The organism is Stappia sp. MMSF_3263 (genome assembly GCF_030733745.1).
GTDB lineage: Bacteria > Pseudomonadota > Alphaproteobacteria > Rhizobiales > Stappiaceae > Stappia.
Map to the genome: position 1 here is coordinate 65,630 of NZ_JASHIK010000005.1, position 21,183 is coordinate 86,812.

20 protein-coding genes are annotated in these 21,183 nt (G+C 65.2%); 8 read left to right on the forward strand and 12 right to left on the reverse strand.

All coding sequences use genetic code 11. The features are described 5' to 3' along the window. The first annotated feature begins 163 nt into the window (after positions 1-163). Positions 164-1,666, forward strand: a complete 1,503-nt coding sequence (guaB, locus tag RBB46_RS07555; protein ID WP_306028299.1) for an IMP dehydrogenase — start codon at positions 164-166, stop codon at positions 1,664-1,666. A gap of 186 nt (positions 1,667-1,852) precedes the next feature. On the opposite strand, the gene RBB46_RS07560 is transcribed toward guaB, so the two are convergent. Further along, positions 1,853-2,083, reverse strand: coding sequence for a hypothetical protein (locus RBB46_RS07560; protein ID WP_306028300.1), 231 nt, complete (start codon positions 2,081-2,083; stop codon positions 1,853-1,855). A 370-nt stretch (positions 2,084-2,453) separates the two neighbouring features. On the opposite strand from RBB46_RS07560, the gene RBB46_RS07565 reads away from it, so the two are divergent. Beyond that, positions 2,454-3,752: an RsmB/NOP family class I SAM-dependent RNA methyltransferase gene (locus RBB46_RS07565; RefSeq protein WP_306028301.1), complete on the forward strand. Its 1,299-nt coding sequence runs from the start codon at positions 2,454-2,456 to the stop codon at positions 3,750-3,752. A 146-nt stretch (positions 3,753-3,898) separates the two neighbouring features. On the opposite strand, the gene RBB46_RS07570 is transcribed toward RBB46_RS07565, so the two are convergent. Further along, the gene (locus tag RBB46_RS07570; RefSeq protein WP_306028302.1) at positions 3,899-5,143 is read right to left on the reverse strand and encodes a lipopolysaccharide assembly protein LapB; all 1,245 of its coding nucleotides are present in this window, start codon (positions 5,141-5,143) and stop codon (positions 3,899-3,901) included. A 250-nt stretch (positions 5,144-5,393) separates the two neighbouring features. On the opposite strand from RBB46_RS07570, the gene guaA reads away from it, so the two are divergent. Further along, a complete protein-coding gene (guaA, locus tag RBB46_RS07575; RefSeq protein WP_306028303.1) occupies positions 5,394-6,959 on the forward strand; it encodes a glutamine-hydrolyzing GMP synthase in 1,566 nt (521 codons plus the stop codon). A gap of 280 nt (positions 6,960-7,239) precedes the next feature. On the opposite strand, the gene RBB46_RS07580 is transcribed toward guaA, so the two are convergent. Genes RBB46_RS07580 through RBB46_RS07595 form a run of 4 tightly spaced genes read right to left on the reverse strand, consistent with a single transcriptional unit; the run spans position 7,240 to position 9,229 of the window. Further along, a complete protein-coding gene (locus RBB46_RS07580; RefSeq protein WP_306028304.1) occupies positions 7,240-7,782 on the reverse strand; it encodes a nucleoside deaminase in 543 nt (180 codons plus the stop codon). Next, the gene (locus tag RBB46_RS07585) at positions 7,782-8,156 is read right to left on the reverse strand and encodes a multidrug efflux SMR transporter (RefSeq protein WP_306028305.1); all 375 of its coding nucleotides are present in this window, start codon (positions 8,154-8,156) and stop codon (positions 7,782-7,784) included. Before RBB46_RS07585 ends, RBB46_RS07580 begins: the two co-directional genes overlap by 1 nt. Before the next feature lie 54 nt (positions 8,157-8,210). After that, the gene (locus RBB46_RS07590) at positions 8,211-8,531 is read right to left on the reverse strand and encodes a multidrug efflux SMR transporter (protein ID WP_306028306.1); all 321 of its coding nucleotides are present in this window, start codon (positions 8,529-8,531) and stop codon (positions 8,211-8,213) included. A gap of 29 nt (positions 8,532-8,560) precedes the next feature. Next, positions 8,561-9,229 carry a DsbA family protein gene (locus RBB46_RS07595; protein WP_306028307.1) on the reverse strand — a complete coding sequence of 223 codons (669 nt, stop codon included), beginning with the start codon at positions 9,227-9,229 and terminating at the stop codon, positions 8,561-8,563. A 136-nt stretch (positions 9,230-9,365) separates the two neighbouring features. Here RBB46_RS07595 and RBB46_RS07600 point away from each other — a divergent pair, with 136 nt between their 5' ends. Further along, the gene (locus RBB46_RS07600; protein ID WP_306028308.1) at positions 9,366-10,280 is read left to right on the forward strand and encodes a LysR substrate-binding domain-containing protein; all 915 of its coding nucleotides are present in this window, start codon (positions 9,366-9,368) and stop codon (positions 10,278-10,280) included. Here RBB46_RS07600 and RBB46_RS07605 read toward each other — a convergent pair. Next, positions 10,273-10,914 carry a transcriptional regulator gene (locus tag RBB46_RS07605; RefSeq protein WP_306028309.1) on the reverse strand — a complete coding sequence of 214 codons (642 nt, stop codon included), beginning with the start codon at positions 10,912-10,914 and terminating at the stop codon, positions 10,273-10,275. The two genes, RBB46_RS07600 and RBB46_RS07605, sit on opposite strands and share 8 nt — an antisense overlap. A 109-nt stretch (positions 10,915-11,023) precedes the next feature. Between RBB46_RS07605 and RBB46_RS07610 the strand changes: the two genes are divergently transcribed. The 4 genes from RBB46_RS07610 (at position 11,024) to RBB46_RS07625 (ending at position 14,637) form a co-directional block, all read left to right on the forward strand. Further along, a complete protein-coding gene (locus RBB46_RS07610; protein ID WP_306028310.1) occupies positions 11,024-11,404 on the forward strand; it encodes a RidA family protein in 381 nt (126 codons plus the stop codon). Between the two features lie 10 nt (positions 11,405-11,414). Next, positions 11,415-12,551, forward strand: a complete 1,137-nt coding sequence (locus RBB46_RS07615) for a pyridoxal-phosphate dependent enzyme (protein WP_306028311.1) — start codon at positions 11,415-11,417, stop codon at positions 12,549-12,551. 202 nt (positions 12,552-12,753) lie between these two features. Further along, positions 12,754-14,004 (forward strand): dicarboxylate/amino acid:cation symporter, encoded by a 1,251-nt coding sequence (locus tag RBB46_RS07620; protein ID WP_306028312.1) that lies wholly within the window; start codon positions 12,754-12,756, stop codon positions 14,002-14,004. 237 nt (positions 14,005-14,241) lie between these two features. Next, entirely contained in the window at positions 14,242-14,637 is a 396-nt protein-coding gene (locus RBB46_RS07625; RefSeq protein WP_306028313.1) for a GFA family protein, read from the forward strand. Positions 14,638-14,956: 319 nt separating this feature from the next. Here RBB46_RS07625 and RBB46_RS07630 read toward each other — a convergent pair whose 3' ends face one another. From RBB46_RS07630 to RBB46_RS07650, 5 genes are read right to left on the reverse strand one after another with little or no spacing between them, the layout of a single operon-like run. Continuing rightward, the gene (locus RBB46_RS07630; RefSeq protein ID WP_306028314.1) at positions 14,957-15,895 is read right to left on the reverse strand and encodes a nitronate monooxygenase family protein; all 939 of its coding nucleotides are present in this window, start codon (positions 15,893-15,895) and stop codon (positions 14,957-14,959) included. 37 nt (positions 15,896-15,932) lie between these two features. Next, positions 15,933-16,727: an enoyl-CoA hydratase/isomerase family protein gene (locus RBB46_RS07635; protein ID WP_306028315.1), complete on the reverse strand. Its 795-nt coding sequence runs from the start codon at positions 16,725-16,727 to the stop codon at positions 15,933-15,935. Beyond that, positions 16,724-18,106, reverse strand: a complete 1,383-nt coding sequence (locus RBB46_RS07640) for an enoyl-CoA hydratase-related protein (protein WP_306028316.1) — start codon at positions 18,104-18,106, stop codon at positions 16,724-16,726. The genes RBB46_RS07635 and RBB46_RS07640 overlap by 4 nt, the downstream gene beginning before the upstream one ends. Before the next feature lie 10 nt (positions 18,107-18,116). Then, positions 18,117-19,325, reverse strand: a complete 1,209-nt coding sequence (locus tag RBB46_RS07645; protein ID WP_306028317.1) for an acetyl-CoA C-acetyltransferase — start codon at positions 19,323-19,325, stop codon at positions 18,117-18,119. Positions 19,326-19,370: 45 nt separating this feature from the next. After that, positions 19,371-21,176 carry a long-chain fatty acid--CoA ligase gene (locus RBB46_RS07650; protein WP_306028318.1) on the reverse strand — a complete coding sequence of 602 codons (1,806 nt, stop codon included), beginning with the start codon at positions 21,174-21,176 and terminating at the stop codon, positions 19,371-19,373. Positions 21,177-21,183: the final 7 nt, after the last annotated feature.

Sequence of the window (21,183 nt, forward strand, 5' to 3'; positions counted from 1 at the left end):
GCGCCGTCCCGGCCGGAAATAGCTGCGGTGCATGGCGCGATGCCGCTTCCCTTCCTGTCATGCCCGTGTTAATGACCCGCGCCAACTTCTCCCATCCGCGACCGCCCGCCGGCCCCTCCTGGCCGGGTGACGGAGCGTCCTTTCCTGAAAGGGGAATTGGCCAATGCCCGCATTCTACGAGTCCATTCACGGTGCGGAAGCGCTGACCTTTGACGATGTCCTGCTGATGCCGGGCCATTCGGAGGTGCTGCCGGCCGAAACGAACTTGCGCACCCGTGTCACCCGCGGACTGGAACTGAATTTCCCGATCCTCTCCAGCGCCATGGACACCGTGACCGAAGGCAAGCTGGCGATCGCCATGGCGCAGGCCGGCGGCATCGGCGTCATCCATCGCAACCTGACCATGGACCAGCAGGCCGAGCAGGTCCGCCAGGTGAAGAAGTTCGAATCCGGCATGGTCGTCAATCCGCTGGTGATCGGCCCGGACGCGACGCTGCAGGATGCGCTCGACCTGATGCAGCGCTTCGGCATTTCCGGTGTGCCTGTGGTTGAGAATGGCGGCCCCGGCGGCCAGCTTGTCGGCCGTCTTGTCGGCATCCTCACCAATCGCGACGTGCGCTTTGCGTCCGATCCGAGCCAGCGGGTCGCCGAGTTGATGACCCGCGAGGGGCTGATCACCGTGCGCGACACGGTCAATCAGGCCGAGGCGAAGAAGTTGCTGCATGCTCATCGCATCGAGAAGCTGGTTGTCGTCGACGACCAGCAGAACTGCATTGGCCTCATCACCGTGAAGGACATGGAAAAGGCGCAGCTCAATCCGAACGCCTCGAAGGACGACCAGGGCCGGCTGCGCGTCGCGGCGGCGACGACCGTCGGGCCGGAGGGCTTCGAGCGGGCCGAGCGCCTCATCGATGCCGGTGTCGACCTGCTCGTCGTCGATACCGCGCATGGTCATTCCGAGCGCGTGCTGGAGATGGTGCGCCGGGTGAAGACCCAATCGAATTCGGTGCAGGTGCTGGCCGGCAATGTTGCCACGGCCGATGGCACGCGCGCGCTGATCGACGCGGGCGCGGATGCGGTCAAGGTGGGCATCGGACCGGGCTCGATCTGCACCACGCGGATCGTCGCCGGCGTCGGGGTGCCGCAGCTTACCGCGATCATGGAAGCCTGCTCGGTTGCCGACAAGGAGGGGGTGCCGATCGTCGCCGATGGCGGCATCAAGTATTCCGGCGACCTGGCCAAGGCGCTGGCCGGCGGCGCTTCGGCGGCGATGATCGGCTCGCTTCTGGCCGGCACCGACGAAAGCCCGGGCGAGGTCTATCTGCACCAGGGCCGTTCCTACAAGTCCTACCGGGGCATGGGCTCGGTCGGGGCGATGGCGCGGGGCTCCGCCGACCGCTATTTCCAGGCCGAGGTTCGCGATGCGCTGAAGCTGGTGCCGGAAGGCATTGAAGGGCAGGTGCCCTACAAGGGGCCGCTTGCCAGCGTGCTGCATCAGCTCGGTGGCGGATTGCGGGCGGCGATGGGCTATGTCGGGGCTCGTTCGATCGCCGATTTCCAGGACAAGGCGCGGTTCGTGAAGATCTCGGGCGCGGCGCTGCGCGAGAGCCATGCCCATGACGTCACGATCACCCGGGAGAGCCCGAACTATCCTTCCAATGTCTGAAATGGCGGGAACGCGGTTCGTTCGAGGTTGATCAAAAAAACGCGAGCGGCGCTCGACGCTCGCTTCGGACTGCACGGCTCCGACGTTCTGACGGGAGCCGGAAACGAATACGGCAAGGCCGGCGGGTGCCGGCCTTGCGCTGTCAGGAAAGGCGAATGCCGGACACCGCAGGCGCGGGGGCGCGGTTCACTCGGCCACCGGTGCCGGCATGCGCCGCCGTCCGCCCTTGCGATTGCCCTTCTGCTCTTGTGTCATCTCCAGCAGGCGATGCGCGCAGGCGACCAGGATTTCCGGCGATTCCCCTCCCAGATCTTGTGCGGCATAGGCGAAATAGGCTTTCCAGGCCCTGATTTCCTTTGCCGGGTCCATGGTTGTAGCTGCTTGCGTATGATTTCCGTTTTTCTGCATGACATCCACCTCCGGTTCTTAAGATGAAACGTTGATGAACGTTATGGAAGCGTTATTCTTCATCTAGGGAAATACACGCATCGGTTGAGTGAAAGTTGTATGCTGTAAATAATACTTACTAGTATCTACTTTTAGTTGACTTCATCTGCAATCACTACGCGAGAACACCTGACGTAATTGACATGTGGCATTTCCGGCCGGGCGTTGGCAAGCGGCGACGGATCGGATAAAGCAGCCGGAGACAGGCTTTTCCGCAGGCGCGGTATTCGCCCGCCTGCCACCAGTGCGCGAACCCGTGACCAGTCCGGCTGCCTCGTTGAGTGCTGGACGGCCGGGGGCGGGCGATCCCTGCGGGCATGAACATTCGGGGACAGGGAATATGAAGGACGGAGGCCGGCTGGCCGCTGCGATCGAGATTCTGGGCGAGGTGGAAAGCGCCCGCCGTCCGGTGCAGGACGCGCTTCGAGACTGGGGGCGGGCACATCGTTTCGCCGGGTCCGGCGATCGCCTTGTCATCGCCAACCTGGTATTCGACGCGCTGCGCCGGCGCCTGTCGCTTGCCGCGCTGATGGGGGAGGACAGTCCGCGCGCGCTCGTGATGGCCACCTATGTGCGCATCTGGGGGCTTGGCCTCGACGGGCTGGCCGCAGCCCTTGACGGGGACCGCTTCGCGCCGCCGCCGCCCAGCGAGGAGGAGGCCGCCAGGCTCTCGGCGACGGAGCCGGTCGACATGATCCCGCAGGTGGCGGCCGACATTCCCGACTGGCTGTGGCCGCAATTCGAGGCGGCGTTCGGCGCGGACAGCGTTGCCGAGGGACAGGCGCTCGCCGCGCGCGCGCCGATCGACCTGCGTGTCAATCTGCTGAAGGGCGACCGCGAGCGGATGTTGCGCAAGCTGTCCCACCTGACGCTGCACGAGACGGCGGTGTCGCCGGTGGGGCTGCGCATCGAGCCGCCGCAAGGCAAGGACCGGGCGCCGCACGTGCAGGCGGAAGAGGGCTTCCGCAAGGGCTGGTTCGAATTGCAGGATGAAGCGAGCCAGGTCGCTGCCCTGGTCGCTGCCTCGGTCGAACCGACGCAGGTGCTGGACTATTGTGCCGGCGGAGGGGGCAAGACCCTGGCGCTGGCCGGCGCAATGGGCAATCGGGGGCAGATCTACGCCCATGACGCCAGCAAGCTGCGGCTTGCACCGATCTTCGAGAGGCTGCAGCGCGCCGGTGCCCGCAACATCCAGGTACGCGATCCGGAGACGGCCGGGCTCGACGATCTCGAGGGGCGCATGGACCTCGTCTTCGTGGATGTGCCCTGTTCGGGCACGGGCGTATGGCGCAGGCGCCCGGATTCCAAGTGGCGGATCACGCCCAACGCACTTGCCGCGCGCACCCGCGAGCAGCGCGAGGTGCTGGATGCCGCGAGCCGCTACGTACGGCCTGGCGGTCATCTGCTCTACGCCACCTGTTCGCTCCTGCCTTGCGAGAATACCGACCAGGTCGGAGCCTTCCTCGAAACGCATGAGACATTCGAGGTGGTGCCGCTGGAGCCGCGTTGGGAGGCGCTGTTCGGGGAGAGTGCCCCGCGTCCGCGGTTCGACGCGGCCGGCCTTGCCACGCTCAGCCCCGCGCGGACCGCGACCGACGGGTTCTTCATCGCGCTCCTGAGGCGGCGCGAGGACGGTTGATCCGGCCCATTGCGCCTCTCGCATCCCGCCGGAGCAGGGGTCTGGCAGAATGCCGGCTGCCATCGGCGCGACATGCCCCTTTCTGTCGCCGCGGCTGGTTCATCCGCGACCGGGACGCAACTTAAGGGTTCTGGCTGAGCGCTGCCTCAAAATCCGGGAAAGAGCGGCATGGAGGGTGTTTCCTCCTGCCCGTCGCCCTCGTCTTGCGCAGCTTCTCCGTCCGGAGCCTGCGGCAGGGGGCTGTCGGGTGAACCCTCCTGCGCCCTGGTATCCTGGTCCGTCCCGGATCGGGACGCGGTCTCGGCGGAGACCCCGTCCTGCCCCCTGCCGGAAGCGAGCAGCCTCTCGGCGCGTTCCGACGCCTGGCTGGCGATGGTGTCCGCCTGATCGCGCGCCTGTTGTTCCAGTTGCGGGATAAGCATGTCGAGGTCGCGCCACACGCTCACCGTCACCTTGTCGCGACTGCCGGCCGCCATCAGCACACTGCGGGCCTGCAGGCCGGCGCCGGCCGCCGCCAATGCGGTTCCAAGGGCATTGCCCGCCGCCCTGTTTTCGCCATCCAGTTCCCAGGCGGCGCGCGCATGCGACAGGGCGCCGGCAAGGTCGCCGGACTTGCGGCAGGCATGGCTGAGCTGGATGCTGTGGACGGCGTTGCCCGGTTCGCTTTCCTGCGCGGCGGCGAAGACCTCAATGGCCTCGGCCCAGTGCTCGGCGGCGAGGTGGATCGTTCCGGCCAGGGCCAGGATGGTTGCATCGGTGGGCGCGCGGGCGGCGGCGCGCTCGACGGCCTCGCGGGCCTCGTCCAGCCGGCCCTGGCGATAGAGAATGTCGGCCAGGCCCTTCAGCGCCGGTACATAGCCCGCGTCCAGCCGCAACGCGTGGCGGTATTGGGCGATGGCGCCGGCGACATTGCCGAGCGGACCTTGTGCGTCCGCATCGAGCGTCAGGGCGGCGGCGCTTTCCGGCATGGCCTTGAGCAGCCGCCTGGCGTGGGGGGCGGCCTCTGCATGGCGTGCAAGGCGATTGAGGATGGTGGCCAGTCCGAAGAGCGCGTTGCGATTGTCCGGGTCTTCCTCCAGCACCTGCTGGAAGGTTTCGCTGGCCTGCTCGTCGCGCCCCATCAGCAGGAAGGCATTGCCGAGATTTGCGCGCGCGGCGCGATGTTCGGGCTGTGAGAAGACCACCTGACGCAACAGCGTCACCGCTTCCTCCAGATCGCCCTTGCGCATCAATGCGGTGCCGGCCCGGTAGCGCGCCTCGAGATCGTCCGGATCGCGGGCGACCAGCGTCCGGTATATGTCGAGCGCCCCGGCAAAATCGCCGGCAGCCTCGCGCGTCGCCGCTGCGAGCAGGGCGTCGGAGGCTTCGGGCGGCGAGAGGAATGACGCCATGGATCTGCTGGCTCCTGAGCCGCTCTGGCGCCTGAGATCAGGGATGCACGGACGATTCTTCGTCCATGCCGACTCAGGCTGCCTCTTGAGAAAAAGCGTAGGGTGCTTCGTCCTTGCGGTCAAAGTCCCGGCGCGGTCCGTGAAGCTTATCCGCAGCCGTCCGGCGAGATTGCGGCACGCAGGCGGATATCCCGCACGGGTCAAGCAGATTCCTGTTCAAAACCCGGGCCGCTTTGGGTATTAGCTGCCCATGACCGACCAACTCCTCATCATCGATTTCGGCTCGCAGGTAACCCAGCTCATCGCGCGGCGTCTGCGCGAGCTGAATGTCTATTGCGAGATCCACCCCTTCCAGAACGTCACCGACGCGTTCCTGGCCGAGTTTCGGCCGAAGGCGGTGATCTTTTCCGGCGGACCCGACAGCGTCACCCGCGAGGGCTCTCCGCGACCTCCGGCCTCCGTCTACGAACTCGGCGTGCCGATCCTGGGCATCTGCTACGGCCAGCAGGTGATGATGCAGGACCTGGGCGGCAAGGTCGACGGCGGCAAGATCTCGGGCGGCGGCGGCACGGCGGAATTCGGCCGCGCCTACGTGACCCCGTCGGAGAGCCGCATCCCGATCCTCGACGGATGGTTCGAAGGAGGGCGCGAGCAGGTCTGGATGAGCCATGGCGACCATGTCAGCCGGCTCGCACCGGGTTTCGAGGTGCTCGGCACCTCGCCCAATGCTCCCTTTGCCATCACCGCCGACCTGTCGCGCAATTTCTACGCGGTGCAGTTCCATCCCGAAGTGCATCACACGCCGAACGGCAAGCGGCTCTACGAGAATTTCGTCAGGCTTGCCGGCTTCACCGGCGACTGGACGATGGGGGCCTATCGCGAAGAGGCGATCCGCAAGATCCGCGAGCAGGTCGGCGACAAGAAGGTCATCTGCGGATTGTCCGGCGGCGTCGACAGCTCGGTCGCCGCGGTTCTCATCCACGAGGCGATCGGCGACCAGCTTACCTGCGTCTTCGTTGACCACGGTCTCCTGCGCCTCAACGAGGCGGACGAGGTCGTCACCATGTTCCGCGACCACTACAACATCCGCCTCGTCCATGCCGACGAGCAGGAGCTCTTCCTGGGAGCGCTGGAAGGGGTGTCCGACCCCGAGGTCAAGCGCAAGACCATCGGCAAGCTGTTCATCGACGTCTTCCAGAAGCATGCCAACACGATCGAGGGCGCCGAGTTCCTGGCGCAGGGCACGCTTTATCCCGACGTGATCGAGAGCGTCAGCTTTTCCGGCGGGCCCTCGGTGACGATCAAGAGTCACCACAATGTCGGCGGTCTGCCGGAAAAGATGGGGCTGAAGCTGGTCGAGCCCTTGCGCGAACTGTTCAAGGACGAGGTGAGGGCGCTTGGCCGCGAGCTCGGCCTGCCGGCAAGCTTCATCGGTCGCCATCCGTTCCCCGGGCCGGGCCTTGCCATCCGTTGTCCGGGCGAGATCACCCGCGCCAAGCTCGACATCCTGCGCAAGGCGGATGCGGTCTATATCGACCAGATCCGCCGACACGGGCTTTATGACGAGATCTGGCAGGCCTTCGTCGCCATCCTTCCCGTGCGTACCGTCGGCGTGATGGGAGACGGGCGCACCTACGATTATGCCTGCGCGCTCAGGGCGGTGACCTCGGTCGATGGCATGACGGCCGACTACTACCCCTTCACACACGAGTTCCTTGGCGAGACCGCGACGCGGATCATCAACGAGGTCGAGGGCATCAACCGGGTGACCTACGACATCACCTCCAAGCCCCCGGGAACAATTGAGTGGGAGTGAAAGGCGAGCGCTGCCGGGTGAGGCTCATCGTCTTTACCGGACAACGCTGACTGTGCTTCCGGGGCTTTGCCCGCCTCTTCGTCGCGACGCGCTATGATGACCCGATCCTGAGCCGCCCTTTCGGGGATGTGCAGGTCCTGAAGCGGTTCGTCGGCAGTCATGCTGCCGGTGCAGACGGCGGGCAGCATCCCACGAACCCGAACAGGAAAGAGCCCCGCTCGACGAGCGGGGCTTTTGCATGACCTGGCCGGCCTTGTGCCAGTTGCGGGGAAGCCGTGCCTCACCCAGGATCCTGGCGTTCGGCTTGCGAGGCGGTTCTTGCAACGCGCGAGACCTTCTGGAGCGCGTGCAGTTGTGAACGGAAAGCCTGGAATGGCTCCAGGCGCTTGGGGAGCGGGAGCTTTTCGACGGATGGCGCTGACCAGTGCAGCGGATCGTCGGCGAAAAGCCGATACGTGCTGCGGTAGTCGAAGCCGTGTTCGGCGGCCTCATTGCGATCCGCTGCGAAGAGCACCTGTGCTATTCCGGCAAAGCGCGCGCTCATGTAGCACATTGCGCAGGGCTCGCCCGAAGCCAGGAGCGTGGCGCCCGACAGGCTGGGTGTGCCGCATGTGCGGCAGGCGTCCCGTATCGCCTCGACTTCGGCATGCGCGGTCGGATCGTGGCGCTCCCGGACGCGGTTGACGCCGCGTCCGAGAATGTTGCCGTTGCGGTCGACCACGAGAGCGGTGAACGGAATGCCGCCTTCGTGAACATGATCCGTGGAAAAGGCCACGGTATCCTCCATGAGTTTCCGGTAGCGGGACGCTGATCCGGCGCACATCAGTGCTGCCCCTGGAGCTTCGCGCTGTCGGCAAGCTTGAGCCAGACGACACCGCCGATGATGACCGCAAGCCAGACTGCCTGCGCGATGGTGAGCTGCTCGCCGAGAAGCACGCTGCCGAACGCGGCCGCGCCGACGGATCCGATGCCTGCCCATACCGCGTAGCCGATGCCCACATCGATGGTGCGCAAGGCAACGCTGAGGAAGTAAAGCGTCAGCAGGAAGAAGACGATGGCTGCAACCGACCAACCGAGGACGGTGAAGGCCTCACTGCCGCCGACGCTGAGCGCGTATCCGATCTCGAAGGCTCCGGCGAGGAGCAGGCTTATCCATGCGCGTGTGCTGCTTGCGGTGTCCTGATTTGACTTCGTCATGTCGAAAATCCTTGAAACTGGTGGAAACTGGGGAGGTTCTGGAGGTTGGTTTCGTTACGCCGCGCCGCTGAGGCGCAGGCCGACGACGCCACCGACAACAAGAAGAATGCCGAGGGTCTTCTTCCAGTTGAGCGTCTGGCCGAAGAACAGCACGCCCAGGACGACGATCCCGACGCCGGCCGCGGAGGTCCAGATGGCGTAGCCCACGCCGACATCGAAGGTGAGAAGGGCAAGGCTGAGGAAGAATGTCGCGACAGCCCCGCTGACGAGGGTCGCGGCGGTCCATCCGACATGGGTGAACCCCTTTGCCTTGCCCGCGCTGATTGCAACCGCGATCTCCAGGATCACGGCAATTCCAAGATAGAGCCAGCTCATCGTATTTTCCTTTCAAGGGTATGGTGTGGTCAGGCGTTTGCCTGCTGTGGTGCCAGGGGTGTTTCGAGGTCCTGGATTGCCCGCCGCAATTCATCCAGCGGCGGCGTTCCGCGGAAAATCCGCTCGCCGACGACGATCGTCGGAACCGAGGTAATGGCCATGTCTTCGCGGGCGTGGCGGAGGGCTTCGCGATGACGCGCCGCATAGGCGCCGCTCTCCAGCGCCGCACGGGCCTCTCGCGCATCGAGACCGGCCTCGACCGCAAGTCCGATCAGAACTTCGGGGTCGCCGATGTCGCTGCCTTCCTGAAAGAAGGCGCGCAGCACCCGCATGGAGTAGGGGTGGTCGAGACCCTTGTCCTGCGCCATGGCCAGAAGCTCGAACGCCTTTGCCGTGCGGGGCTGGGGCGAGATCGAGGGCAACTGGATGCGCACGCCCAGCTGTTCTGCACGCGGGTAGACAGCGTTTTTCCAGACTGCCGGCAGGTAGCCGTCTTCCACGCGCAAGGTGGGAACCGGTTCGGGGCGCAGTTCGAAAGCGCGCCAGTTTATGGAGATGTCCCTGCCGCCGATCGCCTCCGACAAGACGTTCTCCGCCAAAAGGCAGAACGGGCAGACATAGTCGGAGTAGACGATTACTTGGGGCCTTTGCGCACGGTCCGCCTGGGCGCTTTCAGCAACTCCCGGCAACGTTGTCATGTGTTTCTCCTTGCTGGTGGATGACTGTTGCCATTGGAGATATCAGCCGTGGAAAAGCCTGGCCAAAGCGGATATCTCAGGTCCACGATGAATCAGATTCATCGTGACGGCGTGACTGATCCAGGAGATCGTGACCTTGCGAAAGCTTCCGCCACTTCACGGCCTGCGGGCCTTCGAAGCCGCCGCGCGGCATCTGCATTTCACGCGCGCGGCCGAGGAACTGCACCTCACGCCGACCGCGATCAGCCATCAGGTGAGGCAATTGGAGGAAATCCTGGGCGTCGAGCTGTTTCGGCGCTACCCGCGCCCGGTGAGGCTTTCGCCCGCGGGCGAGAAGCTGTTTCCGGTGCTCAGGGATTCCCTCGATCGCATTGCCGCTGCCATCGGGCAGCTTTCCGATGCCCAGGACGGACCGCTGCGCCTGTCCGTGACCATGGCCTTTGCCAGCAGATGGCTGATGCCCCGGCTTCCGCACCTGCGCGAGCAGACAGGGCTCAGCCTGGAGATCGAGGCGAATGACGACGTGGCGGACCTGCACGCCTCGGGTGTCGACATGGCGATCCGCTATGCCGAGCGACCCGGTGCGGACGCCGAGTGGCATCGGCTGTTTCCCGACCGCATCATCCCGGTCTGTGCGCCCGGCCTGTTGTCAGGCCGGGAACAGCTTTCACCGGATGAGATCCTCGCATTGCCGTTGCTGCACTATCGGTGGAGGTCCGGGTCAGCCAATGCGCCGAACTGGGAGCGATGGCAGGCCCGCGCACAGGCGGATCCCGGCCGACCGTACATCACCCAGACGTTTTCCGAGGAAGTCCACGCGCTTGACGCAGCCGTAGCCGGCCAGGGAGCCGTGCTGGCCTCCGAGCTGCTCGTCAGCGACCAATTGAACACAGGCACGCTCGTCCAGCTTTCAGATGTCTCGCTGCCCGGCCCGACATACTGGGCGGTGTTCCTGACCAGCCACCCGGCGAAGGAGCGCTTGCGGCTGTTACTCGACTGGTTTCGAGAGCAAGCTGTTCTTTTTCAGTTCAGCCGCAATTCTGCTACTTGATATAGTAGTAAATACTGCTGCGCGATGCGCCGAGTGCCTTCGCGACCTCATCGATCGAGCCTTTCAGCGACATCATTCCCAAGTCTTGCAGGTGGGCCATCAGGTCGCGCTTCTCGGAAGTGTTGAGCGATCTGGGGTCCTTGTTTCGTGCAAGCGCAAAGTCGCGAACACATTTGATGATGTCATCGGATCGCGGTGCCTGGATACGTTCAGAGACGCCCTCAATATCGCGGATCTCAGTCAATCTTCCAATGTAATCGGCCATTCCATTCAGGTATGAGACGTCAACGTTCAAGCAGATTGCCGCGACATAGGCGCCTTTGCTGTCCTTCAATCCAATTGACGTGCTCTTAACAATCCGGCCGTCGGACAGCGTATTTGCGTAGTTGACCAGCTTGTCCGGAAAATTTGAGTCGGAGATGCGGGCAAGTCCCAACTCGGTCGCCGGATCGCCGACCGATCTACCTGAAATATTGTTCTCAATCTTGACGATCGCATGCGACGGATTGGTGAGGTCGTGCAGCACGACCTCGCAGATCGGCGCGAAGGTTTCTGCCAAAGCATCGGCGATCTTGGACGCCTCGCGAAGAATGAGGTCGTGCTCGGTCTGTTTTGACATTTCGTCCGCTTTCAACATTTTGTCATTGACATATGATCAGTTTTTGACATTTTGTCTAAAGGGTCAATAGGCGCGATGTCGCGAGGACCGGATATTCCCAAGGCGGCACAAGGAAAGCGAGCGAATGGCAATCGATCTCATTGAAACTCCCGAAGCGGCACTTCCGCTCGGGCACTACTCCCAGGCCGTCGCGCATCAAGGCACTCTCTATCTGTCGGGTATCCTGCCGGTGGCGATCGACGGCGACCCCTTCGCCGTTCGGCCGTTTGACGAACAGGCCGACCTCGTCCTCGCCCACGCCGGGGCGATCCTCGCGAAAGCCGGCGCGAGTGTTGCCGACATCGTCAAGGTCTCGATTTACGTCACCGACATTTCCAACTGGGCGGGTTTTGACGCGCGCTATGCCCGGTTTGTCGGCGACCACAAGCCGGCACGCGCGGTGATCCCGGTTCCCGCGCTCCATCATGGCTTCGACATCGAACTCGAGCTGATCGCCGCCGTCTAAGGATAGAACCATGCTCCACTCAACACCCCCGGCCTTCGTCGATCCTCGCACCGGCGCCCGTCTGCCCATCGATACGCTCGCCTGGCGTTCTGACGATGGAAATCCACTCATGACGAGCGATCTGGGGGGACTCAAGCGCGCGGACATTCGCGCCGAGGTTCGTACGATTTGGCGCTACGCTGCCGCGCTTCCGGTAGAAATCGCGGAGCCGGTGTCGCTGGGCGAGGGAATGACGCCACTCGTTGAGGCGGACATCGACGGCATCTCGTGCCGGCTGAAGCTCGAATGGTTCGCACCAACCGGCTCCTTCAAGGATCGTGGTGCTTCGGTTCTCATCTCCCACCTGCGTTCCCTTGGCATCACCTCGGTGGTGGAAGACAGTTCCGGCAATGGCGGCGCAGCCATTGCCGCTTATGGCGCGGCAGCCGGCATGGCGGTGGGCATCTTCGTGCCGCACTACACGCAGCCGGCCAAGATCGCCCAGCTTCGCGCATACGGGGCCGAAGTGACGCTCGTGCCCGGCACGCGCCAGGACACGGAAACGGCCGCGATCCAGGAGGCGGAGCGCACCTACTACGCCAGCCACAACTGGCACCCGATGTTCCTGCAGGGCACCAAGACGCTCGGCTACGAGATCTGGGAAGACCTCGGCTTCCGTGCGCCCGACAACATCATTATTCCGGCCGCGGCCGGCAGCAACGTGCTCGGGTGCCATATTGCCTTTCGTGAGCTTCTTGCCGCCGGGGAGATCGCGAAGATGCCCCGGATATTCGTCACACAGCCCGGGAATTGCTGTCCGGTCCATCACGCTCTCCATCCGGAAATCCTGGGTGGCCGAGCGCCGGACTATTCCTCGACGGTTGCCGAGGGGACGGCAATTCGCAATCCGATCCGGCTTGGCGAGATGGTCGCCGCAATTCGCGGAACCGGAGGGGACAGCACCGCGGTGGCGGAGGCCGATATCATCGCGACGGCCAAGCGCCTCGCCGCAAAGGGGTTCTACACGGAGCCGACCTCGGCCCACGCGGTGGCCGGGCTGAGACAGTTCGTTGAAGCCGGCCGGATTGGACGCGATGAGGAGACGGTTGTGATTCTGACCGGCTCCGGGCTCAAGGCGACGCAATTCTACGCCGATCAGTTCGGCTGACCGCAGCCGCTTTCTTCGCCAGGTACTTCGACAGGTTCGTTTGAACGCTCCGCCACATTCGGCGAGGCGCGGACCTGCTTGTGCCGAAAACCGCCGGTTGCAGGGGAGTGCGGCCGGCGGCGACTGCAGTGAACGCCATCAAGGGAGGAACCAAATGGCAACGCAATCAAGACGCGCGCACCCGTTCTCGGTCTGGACACGCATGCTTTTGTGGAAGCAAATCGCCGTCGCTCTCGGTCTCGGATTGGCGCTCGGCGTGGCGCTCAACATGACCGGGAATGCCGCTGTCGCGGGCACGATCAAGCTTGTGGGCGACGCTTTCATAGCGGCGATCAAGATGCTCGTCGTGCCGCTGGTCTTTGTGTCCCTGGTGTGCGGGATGACTTCGGTCGCCGAGATCGGGCGCATGGGCCGCATCGGCGTCAAAACGCTCGCCTTCTATCTCGGCACAACGGCTTTCGCCGTCGCAATCGGGCTGCTGCTCGGGATATTGCTTGAGCCTGGTGCCGGTGTCGCGCTGGTTGCCGACGGAATGGTCGACGCCAAACAGGCCCCGCCGTTCGGCAAGCTTCTTGTCGGCATCATCCCCTCCAACCCCATCTCCGCAGCGGCCGATGGCAACGTTCTGCAGATCATTTTCTTTGCGATCATCTTTGGTCTCGCGATCAACCTCGCCGGCGCGGCGGCGCAGCCGATCCGTGGCTTCTTCGAGGCGCTCAACGCGGTCATCATGAAGCTGGCCGAAGTCGTCATCTCCTTCGCGCCCTATGGCGTCTTCGCGCTGATGACCTGGGTCGCGGGTACCTACGGACTCGAGATGCTCCTGCCGCTCGGGCTGATCATTCTGGCTGTTTATCTCGGCTGTCTCATACATGCCGTGGTCGTCTACGGATCGATCGTGGCATTCATGGCCAGGCTCAACCCCGTGCGCTTCTTCCAAGGAGTCATCGAGCCCGCGATCGTCTCGTTCACAAGCACGTCCAGCGCCGGCACCCTGCCGGTGACGATGGCGGCCGCGACGCGAAACCTTGGCGTGAAGAATTCGGTGGCAAGTTTCACCCTGCCGCTTGGCGCCACCATCAACATGGATGGCACGGCGCTGTATCAGGGCGTCACCGCCGTGTTCGTCGCGCAGGCCTTCGGCGTGACGTTGTCAGGCGCCGATTACGCGACAATTGTCGCCGCCGCGACACTCGCGTCGATCGGCACGGCCGGCGTTCCCGGTGGGGGCCTCATCATGCTTTCGATGGTGCTCACCTCGGTGGGACTGCCTTTGGAAGGTGTGGCGATCATCGCAGGCATCGACCGTATCCTCGACATGGCCCGCACCACGCTCAATGTGGTGGGAGACTGCGCCTGTACCGTGCTTGTCGCCAAGTCCGAGGGAGAGGTTGATCTCGATGCCTTCAACACTCCGCACGTGATGGCGGCGCCGAAACTCGGAACTGGCTGAGGGCGACCGGGGCCGAACCGAGCCAGTCGAGCGAAGGCAACACTCTCGTTCGGGAAAACAGGCCGCCCCGCGTTGCCGGGGCGGATCATTCGTCAGAATCCGAGGTAGATGGCAGCCTAGCGAGCCGGAGAGAGGTTCCCCGCAGCTCAACGGGTGCGCGAAGGTGAACATTCTGACATCACCCATCAGCAGCCCTCGCTTATGATCCCTTCTTACGGAATCACACAGGAGTGAACTATGCCTCACAAAGGAAGCTGCCATTGCGGCGCAACGCAGTTTGAGATCGACTTTACGCCTGAAACCGCAACCCGCTGCAATTGCTCATTTTGCACCAAGCGCGGGGCGCTCTGGATCTATGGCGCCCCCGATCAGTTTCGGCTTCTCACGCCGATGGAGAAAAACGCGCGCTATTCACCGACTTGGGAAGAGAACAGACACTATTTCTGCGCCACATGTGGCTGTACAACGTTCTCGGACAACCCCGACTATTCAGTTTTCGCCACCGATCCTGAGAACGCCGAAGCGCAATTCGATCCGACGAAGCGCCGAATTTCGGTCAATCTCTGGCTGCTCGATGATTTCGACATCGAGGCGGTTCCTGTCGAGCAGGTTGACGGGCGCAGTGGCTGGTAATCACATTGAGCCGGCTTTGACCTCGGTGAGGTCCCAAACGATGCATCTTGGCGACAGCGCATGCTGCGGTGGAAAATTGCCGCGCCTCTCAATACGATGGTGGTGCCGTTGGCCAGTGTGTTTGAACTGCCAGAAGGTGCAAATCAGCCGCCGAGCCGCTTTGCGAGCGGATGTTGAGAGCGCCTGTAATCAGAGAGAATGTCACTCCCGAACGGTTCGGTCACCGTTTACTAAGCGCCCGTCAAGCGCCAGGCGATTGCGATGAGAATGGCGCTGCGGCAGCTCCACTATCTTTCAATCGCCGCGGAGGCAGGAAGTTTCAGGCGTAAGGGTCGGCGGCAAGTCCGGCGCAGGCGGCACGATATTCGGCGACGAGCCGGTCGCACAGTTCGGCTGCGGGCGGCAGGTCGGTGATCGTGCCGGTGCCCTGGCCGGCGGACCAGATGTTCTTCCACACCTTCGCCTCGCTGCCCATGTCGAGCGATCCCGCATGTTGCAGGTTGTCCGGGTCGAGGCCGGCGCGCTCGATACTCGGGCGCAGGAAGTTGGCGTTCACGCCGCTGATCGCCGGCGTGTAGAGGATGTCGGCGGCGCTTGCATCCAGGATCATCGTTTTGTAGTCGTCGACGATCATGGCCTCGCGCGTTGCCAGGAAACGGGTGCCGAGATAGGCGAGGTCCGCGCCCATGGCGCGGGCGGCGGCGATCTGCGCGCCGGTATTGATGGCGCCTGCCAGAATGATGGCGCCGTCGTAGAAGGCGCGGATCTCGGACACGAGGGCGAAGGGGCTCATCGTGCCGGCATGGCCGCCGGCCCCGGCGCAGACAGCGATGATGCCGTCGACACCGGCCTCGGCCGCCTTTTTCGCGTGACGCGGGTTGATGACGTCATGGAACACCAGCCCGCCATAGGAATGCACGGCGGAGACGACGTCCGGATTGGCTCCGAGCGAGGTGATGACGAGCGGCACCTTGCGCGCAACGGTCACCTCCAGATCGGCCTCGAGCCGCGCATTGCTGCGATGGACGATCAGGTTGACGCCGTAAGGAGCGGCACCGGGATGCGCGGCAAGGCGATCCTCGATCTCGGTAAGCCATTCGCCGTAGCCCTCGCTCGTGCGCTGGTTGAGGGCGGGGAAGGTGCCGATCACGCCGGAGCGGCAGGTCTCGACGACGAGGTCGGGCCCGGAGGCGAGGAACATCGGTGAGGCGATCGCCGGCAGTTTCAGCCGACCCTCGAGTGCTTTCGGCAGGCTCATGCAACGTCTCCTGTGCCGGTCTCTGCGTACGATCCGTTCATTCGCCGCGGAACTGCGGTTGGCGCTTTTCGAGGAAGGACGCAACGCCCTCGCGGAAGTCGCCGGTCTCGGTCATGCGGATGAAAGAGGCGCGCTCCGCCTCCAGGTGGGCGGCAAACGGATGGTCGAATGCGGCGTCGACCAGCTTGCGATAGGCGCCATAGGCGCGGGTGGGTCCGCTGGCGATACGCCGCGCCATCGTCTCGACGTGGGCGTCGAGCTCGTCCGGAGCGACCACCGCATTGACGATGCCCGCCGTTCTTGCCTCGTCCGCCGAAAGCGTCTGGCCGAGCAGCATCAGTTCCATCGCCTTTGCCCGTCCGACCTTGCGCGGCAGGGCCCATGTGCCGCCGCAGTCGGGCGTTGTGCCGATGCGGTCATAGGCGATGACGAAGCGGGCGTCGGTTTCGGCGACCACCAGGTCGGCGCCGAGCACCAGGCTGAAGCCGGCGCCGGCGGCAACGCCGCGCACGGCGGCGATCACCGGGGCAGGGGCCTCGCGAAGCGCCACCAGAGCGGGGTGCAGCGCATCGAGCAGTTCGTGGACGACCTCGGCGGCGCGGTCGGGATCGGAGCCGAAGGCGGCGACGTCGCCGCCGGCGACGAAGGCACGCCCTGCGCCGCGCAGCACGATGCAACGAACGTCCTTGCGTGCCGTGACGTTGCGCACTGCCTTCAGGAAGGCGCGCGCCGTCGGCACGTCGAGGGCATTCAGAACCTTCGGCCGGTTGATCGTGATCGTCGCAACGCCGGTCCCGGCATCGATATCGGCAAGCACCAGGTCGTCGCTCATGCGGCCGCCTCCTCGTTCGGGTGGAACCGCCCGCCGTCGCGGGCCATGGCGGCAAGACCGACGGGGATCTCCAGCCCGTCCGCCCGGCAGGCCTCGATAAAGGCGGCAGCGCCAGCCGTGTCGATCATCGACAAAGGTCCGCCGGTCCAGACCGGAAAGCCGGCTGCATCGATGGCATGCACATCCGCCTCGACCGCCGAGGCGACGTCGCCGCGCTCGAGCGCCGCTACCGCTGCAAGGGCTGCGGCGCGCAGCAGCCGAAGGCCGGTCGGGCGCAGGCTGGCGCGGTCGCGTTCATGTGTCGCCCCGTCCTCGCCTGGCAGGTGCGGCGGCCGGGCAAGGCCGACGATGCGTGCCGCGTTGCCGACAAAGGCCGGGCTCATGCCCTCTGTGAGCATGCGCATGGCCTGTGCGTCCATTGCACTCCTGCAGGCCGAAGCAAGCGCCCCGTCGGGATCGGGTCCGGCCCGCCCCACGCGGGCAAGCCGCTGGCGGGCGAAGAACTGGGTGCGGATCATCGCCTGGGCGACGTCGCCATGCACCAGATGGCCGAAATACTGCCGCTCGACCTTGAGTGCCTTGTCGATGGGAAGCCGCAGTCCCTCGTAGACGCAGGAAAGGATCGCCTCCAGTGCGGGGTAGTTTCTCTGGCCGGCGGCGCGAACCTTTGCATTGGCAAGGAGGAAGATGTTCGAAGCGGCTTCGGAGGTGATGGCCGGGCCGGGCAGGGCGAAGCCCTTGCGGTCCCAGGGCGCGGAAGCGTCGACGCGCCCCTCCTGGAGCGCCCGCTTCGCCGCCGCGACGAGATCCTCCGGCTCGGCCAACTCGTCGAGAATGCCGAGCGCCAGTGCCTCGTCCGCGGTGAGGCGGCGGCCTTCCAGCAGCAGGGGAAGCGCGGCCTCGATGCCGATGACGCGGGGCAGGCGCTGGGTGCCCCCGGCGCCCGGCAGGATGCCGAGCGTGACCTCGGGCAGGCCGAAGCGGGCCTTGTCGTTGCGCGCGGCGATGCGGCAATGGCAGGCGAGCATCAGTTCCAGCCCGCCGCCGAGCGCGGTGCCGCTGGCCGCCGCCACAACCGGCTTGCCACAGGTCTCGATCGCGCGGAAGGCGTCGGTCATGGCGCGGATGCGTTCCGATGCGCTCGCTGGCGAGGTGCCGGGGCCGCTCATGCCGTTCATGATGGCGAGGTCCGCGCCGGCGATGAAGCTCGTCTTACCCGAAGAGAGGACGATGCCGGTCACCGCCGGATCGGCGGCAAGCCGGTCGATCTCGGCGCGCAGCGCGTCGGTGAAGGCCCAGTCGATGACGTTCATCGATCGGCCGGGCATATCGATGGTCACCAGCGCGATGCCGTCCTTGTCGATTGCGCTCGTCAGCACGGGCACCTCCTCAGATCCGTTCGATGACGGTGGCGACGCCCATGCCCGCGCCGACGCACAGGGTGACGAGCGCGGTCTGCTTGCCCGTGCGCTCCAGTTCGTCGAGTGCGGTGCCGAGGATCATCGCGCCGGTGGCGCCGAGCGGATGGCCCATGGCGATCGCCCCGCCATTGACGTTGACCGCTTCCGGGTCGAGGTCGAGCGCCTCGATGAAGCGCATGGCGACCGCCGCAAAGGCCTCGTTGATCTCGAAGAGGTCGATGTCGGAAACGTTCATGCCGGCGCGCTTCAGCGCCTTTTCGGCGGCAAAGGAGGGGGCTGTCAGCATGATCGTCGGCTCGGAGCCGATTTCGGCGAAGGCGCGGATGCGCGCACGCGGCGCAAGTCCGGCGCGCTTGCCGGCCTCGCGCGTGCCCATCAGCACGGCGGCCGCGCCGTCGACAATGCCGGAGGAATTGCCGGCGTGGTGGACATGGCGGATCCCGGCGAAGTCCGGATAACGCTCCAGCGCGATCGCGTCGAAGCCTGCCTTCTCGCCGAGCGCGGCAAAGGAGGGCTTCAGCCGTGCCAGATCCTCGGGCGTGGAGTTGCCGCGAATGGTCTCGTCGCGGGCGAGCAGCACCTCGCCGACCCGGTCGTGGACCGGAACGATGCTGCCGGCGAAACGATCTTCCGACCAGGCGCGCGCTGCGCGGCGATGACTCTCCACCGCATAGGCGTCCACATCCTCGCGCGAGTAGCCCCACTTGGTCGCGATCAGGTCGGCGGAAATGCCTTGCGGCACGAAGGACGTGGCGGCTGCCACTTGCGGATCGGTGCCCCATGCCCCGCCGTCGGAGAGGATCGGGATACGCGACATGGATTCGACCCCTCCGGCGACCATCATGTCGGCCTGTCCGGCCATCACCTTGGCCGCCGCCACGTTGCAGGCCTCCAGGCCGGAGGCGCAGAAGCGGTTGATCTGCACGCCCGCCGTTTCCTCAGCATAGCCGGCGGCGATGGCGGCCACCCTCGGCAGGCACTGGCCCTGTTCGCCCACCGGCATGACGATGCCCATCACCACGTCGTCGACAAGACCGGTGTCGAGCGCATTGCGGTCGCGCACCGCCTCCAGCACCGTGGTCGCAAGGCGGATCGGCGTCACCTCGTGCAGGGCGCCGTCCGGCTTGCCCCGGCCGCGCGGCGTGCGCAGGTGGTCGTAGATCAGGGCATCAGGCATGGCGGGTGCAGGGCTCCGTTCGAAGGGCAGGGCACGTCCGGCCTGTCAGCCGGCGGCGTAGAGGCCGGCGATCTCGCCGGCATATTTCGTCTGGATGCTGGAGCGACGCACCTTCATCGTCGCCGTCACCTCGTCGTCGTCGTGGTCCAGCTCCTTGGTGAGCAGGTGGAAGCGGCGGATGTGGGAGACCTGGGCGAGCTGGCCGTTGGCGGCGCGGATCTCGCTGTCGACCAGTTCACGCACTGCGGGGTTCTCGGCCAGGCTGCGGAAATTGGTGTAGGAAAGCCCCTTCTCCTCCACCCATTTGGCGACGGTCTCGAAGTCGATCTGGATCAGCGCGGAGACGTATTTGCGCCCCTCGCCGATGACGATGCATTCCTTGATATAGGGGCTGCCCTTGACCGTGTTCTCGATCTCGGACGGGCTGAGGTTCTTGCCGCCGGCAGTGATCATGATGTCCTTCAACCGGTCGACGATGCGGAACTCGCCGCCCTCGGTCGCGACCACGTCGCCGGTATGCAGCCAGCCGTCCTTCAGGGTCGTCTCGGTCGCGGCCGGGTTCTTGTAGTAGCCGACGAAGACCGTATCGCCCTTCAGCTGCAACTCGCCATGTTCGCCCATGCGCGCCTCGACGCCCTTCACTGCCGGGCCGACGGACCCGGGAACGAGCCTGTCCAGGGTCTGGCCGAGGGCGATGCCGCTCGATTCCGTCATGCCGTAGACCTCGACCAGCGGCACGCCGATGGTGCGGAAGAAATGCACGATCTTCGGCGAGATCGGCGCCGCGCCGGTCATCGCGATGCGGGCACGGCGCAACCCGATATAGTTCTGCAGGGCGCGGAAGACGAAGAGGTAGCAGAGCGCGAAGGTGATCCGCTCGGCGATGCTACGCGCGGCCTTCGGCTTTTCGGCGAAGGGCTCGCAGGCGCGATAGGCCCGCTCGTAGAGCGCCCGGCGATAGCCGCCGGCCTCCAGCATGCGGATATGGATCGAGGAATGCAGCTTCTCCCAGATCCGCGGTACGCCGAGGAAGGAGGAGGGGGCGACCTCGCGCAGGTCCTCCTGCACCGTGCGGATGGATTCGCCGAAGCAGATTCGCGCGCCGAGATAGACCGGCGCCATCACGGTCACCATCTGCTCGGCGACATGGCACAGCGGCAGGTAGGAAAGATGCACGGTGTCGGCGTCGAGGCCGATGCGGTCGGCGACCGCGATCGCCTGGGCGCGCAGGTTGCGATAGGAGAGCATCGCGCCCTTGGGCTTGCCGGTCGAACCCGAGGTGTAGATCATCAGCGCGACGTCATCGAGGCCGCGCGCGGCAAGGCTTTCCCCGGCCAGGGCGGGATGGGCCCTGCGGTGAGCCCGCCCCATCTCTTCCATCGCGGCAAAGGAGATGACGAAGTCGCCGGAATATCCGCGCAGGCCCTTGGTCTCGACCACGACCACCCGGCGCAGCCGGGGCAACTGGTCGCGCATCTCGATCACCTTGTCGAGCTGCTCCTGGTCCTCGCAGACGATGATCTCGCTGTCGGAATGCTCCAGCACGTAGCCGACCTCGTTCGCCGGGCTGGTCGGGTAGACGCCGATGGTGACGCCGCCGACGATGCCGGCACCGAGCTGGGCGAGCACCCATTCGACACGGTTTTCCGACAGCACCGCCACGTGGCCCGCCTCGCCGAGGCCAAGGGCACGGAGCCCGTGGCCGACGTCGCAGGCACGCTCGTGATACTGGCGCCAGGTGAGCGGGTTCCAGATGCCGAAGTCCTTCTGCAGCACCGCGACCCGGTCCGGCGTCTTCTCGGCATGGGCGCGCAGCATCTGCGGCAGGGTGAGTTCGGGGAAGTCGGCCATGGTCGTC

Bases quoted from the DNA above. Each gene is read 5' to 3' on its own strand.
- guaB (WP_306028299.1), top strand. From the start codon at position 164: ATGCCCGCATTCTACGAGTCCATTCACGGTGCGGAAGCGCTGACCTTT.
- RBB46_RS07630 (WP_306028314.1), bottom strand. From the start codon at position 15,895: ATGAGCCTGCCGAAAGCACTCGAGGGTCGGCTGAAACTGCCGGCGATC.
- RBB46_RS07620 (WP_306028312.1), top strand. From the start codon at position 12,754: ATGCTTTTGTGGAAGCAAATCGCCGTCGCTCTCGGTCTCGGATTGGCG.
- RBB46_RS07650 (WP_306028318.1), bottom strand. From the start codon at position 21,176: ATGGCCGACTTCCCCGAACTCACCCTGCCGCAGATGCTGCGCGCCCAT.
- RBB46_RS07610 (WP_306028310.1), top strand. From the start codon at position 11,024: ATGGCAATCGATCTCATTGAAACTCCCGAAGCGGCACTTCCGCTCGGG.
- RBB46_RS07570 (WP_306028302.1), bottom strand. From the start codon at position 5,143: ATGGCGTCATTCCTCTCGCCGCCCGAAGCCTCCGACGCCCTGCTCGCA.
- RBB46_RS07645 (WP_306028317.1), bottom strand. From the start codon at position 19,325: ATGCCTGATGCCCTGATCTACGACCACCTGCGCACGCCGCGCGGCCGG.
- RBB46_RS07625 (WP_306028313.1), top strand. From the start codon at position 14,242: ATGCCTCACAAAGGAAGCTGCCATTGCGGCGCAACGCAGTTTGAGATC.
- RBB46_RS07595 (WP_306028307.1), bottom strand. From the start codon at position 9,229: ATGACAACGTTGCCGGGAGTTGCTGAAAGCGCCCAGGCGGACCGTGCG.
- RBB46_RS07615 (WP_306028311.1), top strand. From the start codon at position 11,415: ATGCTCCACTCAACACCCCCGGCCTTCGTCGATCCTCGCACCGGCGCC.
- RBB46_RS07565 (WP_306028301.1), top strand. From the start codon at position 2,454: ATGAAGGACGGAGGCCGGCTGGCCGCTGCGATCGAGATTCTGGGCGAG.
- RBB46_RS07635 (WP_306028315.1), bottom strand. From the start codon at position 16,727: ATGAGCGACGACCTGGTGCTTGCCGATATCGATGCCGGGACCGGCGTT.
- RBB46_RS07580 (WP_306028304.1), bottom strand. From the start codon at position 7,782: ATGTGCGCCGGATCAGCGTCCCGCTACCGGAAACTCATGGAGGATACC.
- RBB46_RS07590 (WP_306028306.1), bottom strand. From the start codon at position 8,531: ATGAGCTGGCTCTATCTTGGAATTGCCGTGATCCTGGAGATCGCGGTT.
- guaA (WP_306028303.1), top strand. From the start codon at position 5,394: ATGACCGACCAACTCCTCATCATCGATTTCGGCTCGCAGGTAACCCAG.
- RBB46_RS07585 (WP_306028305.1), bottom strand. From the start codon at position 8,156: ATGACGAAGTCAAATCAGGACACCGCAAGCAGCACACGCGCATGGATA.